The organism is Mesorhizobium sp. M7A.F.Ca.CA.004.12.1.1 (assembly GCF_003997835.1).
Lineage (GTDB): Bacteria > Pseudomonadota > Alphaproteobacteria > Rhizobiales > Rhizobiaceae > Mesorhizobium.
In genome coordinates this window covers 1-2,836 of the sequence record NZ_RZRK01000780.1, presented here as the reverse complement: position 1 = coordinate 2,836, position 2,836 = coordinate 1, and the positions used below count along the sequence as shown (strand labels likewise).

The following is a 2,836-nucleotide window of genomic DNA, read 5'->3' as shown; positions in this document are numbered from 1 at the left end:
GGCGATGCTGGCGAACGGCCGGCCGTCGATCGGCGACGTCACCGGCAGGCTTGCGCCGCTTGTTGCCTCGATCTGCACGCCATCGATGAACAGGCCCCGTGCGCCGATCTCCGTCCTGCGCAGCGTGTCGATGGCATTCTGACTGATCATGGGTGACGGACTCCCAGGCAAACATGCAATGTGGTTGGCGCGCGGAATTCCCAGCCGCGAAACACCGGCTCCTTGCCAGGCACAAGGCTGAGATCGGGGAAGCGCAGGAGCAACAGCCTCACCGCAAGGCACATCTGCTCGCGTGCGAAAAACCGGCCCGAACAGAAATGATGGCCGAAGCCGAAAGCGGCATGGTTGCCTTCGTCGCGGTTGATGTCGAAGCGGTCTGGATCGGCAAAGCGGCTCTCGTCACGGCTTGCCGAGGAGACAAGTGCGGCAACCGCGGCACCGGCTGGAATCGTCACGCCGCCAAGCTCGACCGCCCGTGTCGTCTGCCGCGTCTGCGTGCCGATCGGCGCCACCCAGCGCAGGCCCTCGTCGACCGCCTTCGGCACGAAGGTCTCGGGATCGGCGAGCACCTGCCGCATCTGTTCGGGATGGGCCAGCAGACCGGCCAGGATCGAGCCGGCGCCATGTCCGGGCTCCTGCATGCCGCCAAGCAGGATGACCTTGATGCTCGGCATCAAAAAATCGATCGGCCGCGTCGTGCCCTCCGGCATGCCATCGTGCAGCATATGCGACAGCGCCGAGTCATCTGGCTGGCGCGCAAGTCTTTCCAGCGTCGGCAGGATGGCGTCGCCGACCTCGGCACTGATCGCGTCGGCGATCTCCTGCCGCTTCGGGTCGTTCTCGAAATTGATGGCGCCCTGGGCAAGGCCATAGAACCAGCGGCGCAGCGTCGGCATGTCAATGTCGGCAAGGCCGAGCGAGCGCGCCAGGCTGAGCGTCGACACCGGTTCGAAATAATCGGCCATCAGCTCGGCGGAGCCCTGGTTGGCGATCCGGTCGAGAAGAGGTTCGGCAATCGACCGCACGAGGTCGCCGGCATAGGCGGCAACGGTGCGCGGCCGGTATTTCGGATCGACGCCCTGTCGCAGCTGTTTATGCGTTTCGCCATCGGTGGTCAGGATGGTGGGCTTGCCGAAGGAGCGCTCGACCGGCGATGAGCCGACGACGGCGGAGAAGATGTCGGGCGACTTGGCGACGCTCTCGACATCCTTCCAGCGGGTGACGAACCACAGGTTGACCGCCGGCACGAAAGCGACAGGCGCACTGCGCCTGAGCTCTGCATAGATCGGGTAGGGATCGGCTTCCAAAGCCTCAACGGTGATATTTTCGGCAAAGCTCAAATCCGCCACTCCCCTTGTGGTGTAAGGGCGGCGTGGCACGCCGCCCCTTTGCTTTTCTCAATCTTTCAGCGGCTGGCCGAGGTTTTCGAAGGCTATGGGATCGCGGCTCTTCAGCGCGCTGGCCAGCAGCAGGCCGACGATCGCGGCGATCAGCACCAGCCCCGGCAGGAACACGCCAAGAAAACCGCCGGCCCCGGACAGGCTGCCGAAATTGATGACGATCAGGTAGATGATGATGACGAAAGCGATGAAGGTCAGCCCGGGCAGGATGGTGGTCTTCAGCGCGTTCTCCTGGGCTGCCGGGTTGGCGCGGAAGAACATCACCACGGCAAGCGAGGCCACCGCCATCATGACGATGACGCCGAGCGTCGCGACATTGGTCAGCCACGAAAACAGCGCCAGCACCGGATCGAGGCCGAGCACGGCGAACAGGCCGACGACGACCGCAGCGAGCACGCTCTGGATGACGGAAGCGACATGCGGGCTCTGGTGCACCGCATGCGTCACGCCAATCGTCTGCGGCAACAGTTTTTCGCGGCCCGAGACATAGATATAGCGCGCAACCGCATTGTGGAACGCCAGCACGCCGGCAAACAGGCTCGACACGAACAGGATGCTCATCGCCTGCGACAGCATCGTGCCGGCGTAACGATCCGACAGGCCGAACAGGAAGGTCGTCGGATCCTGCAGCCCTTGCAGCGTCGGCAGCAGCTTGTCGACACCGGCGCCGACCGCCATCAGCCATGCCGTGAGCATGTAGAAGACGCCGATCAACACGACCGAAAAATAGGTGGCGCGCGGAATGGTGATCTTTGGATCGCGGGCTTCCTCGGCATAGATCGTCGTCGCCTCGAAACCGATGAAGGCGGCAAAGCAGAACAGAATGGCGATGGCCGGCGAGCCTGATGTGATCTGGCTCCAGCTGAACGGCGCCGCCGACAGGCCGCTATCGCCGCCGGTCTTGAGGATGGCGATGTCGAGGACCAGCACCACAAGATATTCGCACAGCACCAGCACCGTTAGGATCTTGGCGGAGAGGTCGACCTGCCGATAGCCGAGCACGGCGACCAGCGCGATGGCGATGAAACTCCACACCCACCAGGGCAGGTTGATGCCCCAGCCGGCGAACAGGCCTGACGTCGCGGCGCCGAGCAGGCCCATGACCCCGATCTGCATGGCATTGTAGGACAGGATGGCGATCAGCGCCGTGGCGCCGCCGGCCATGCTGCCGAGGCCGCGCGCGGCATAGGCATAGAAGGCGCCGGCATTGCCGACATGGCGTGACATGGCGACATAGCCGACCGCGAACAAAAGCAGCAGCACAGTCACGATCAGATAAGTGCCGGCAAAGCCGGCGCCATTGCCCATCAGCATGCCGAGCGGCGTGCCGCCGGCGACGGCCGTGAGCGGGGCGGCCGCCGAAATCACCATGAAGGTGATGGCGCCGACGCCAAGACTGTTCTTGCGCAGCCTGTTGGCCGGCGCCTGTTCTGCAA

Annotated in this window: 2 protein-coding genes; both read right to left on the bottom strand. The window is 64.3% G+C overall.

Annotated elements, in window-relative coordinates; all coding sequences use genetic code 11:
* Nucleotides 1-146: 146 nt before the first annotated feature.
* The gene (locus EN984_RS29480; protein WP_127266747.1) at nt 147-1,340 is read right to left on the bottom strand and encodes a cytochrome P450; all 1,194 of its coding nucleotides are present in this window, start codon (nt 1,338-1,340) and stop codon (nt 147-149) included.
* Between the two features lie 57 nt (nt 1,341-1,397).
* On the bottom strand, nt 1,398-2,810 hold the full coding sequence (locus tag EN984_RS29475) for an APC family permease (protein ID WP_245480142.1): 1,413 nt from the start codon (nt 2,808-2,810) through the stop codon (nt 1,398-1,400).
* Between the last annotated feature and the right edge of the window lie 26 nt (nt 2,811-2,836).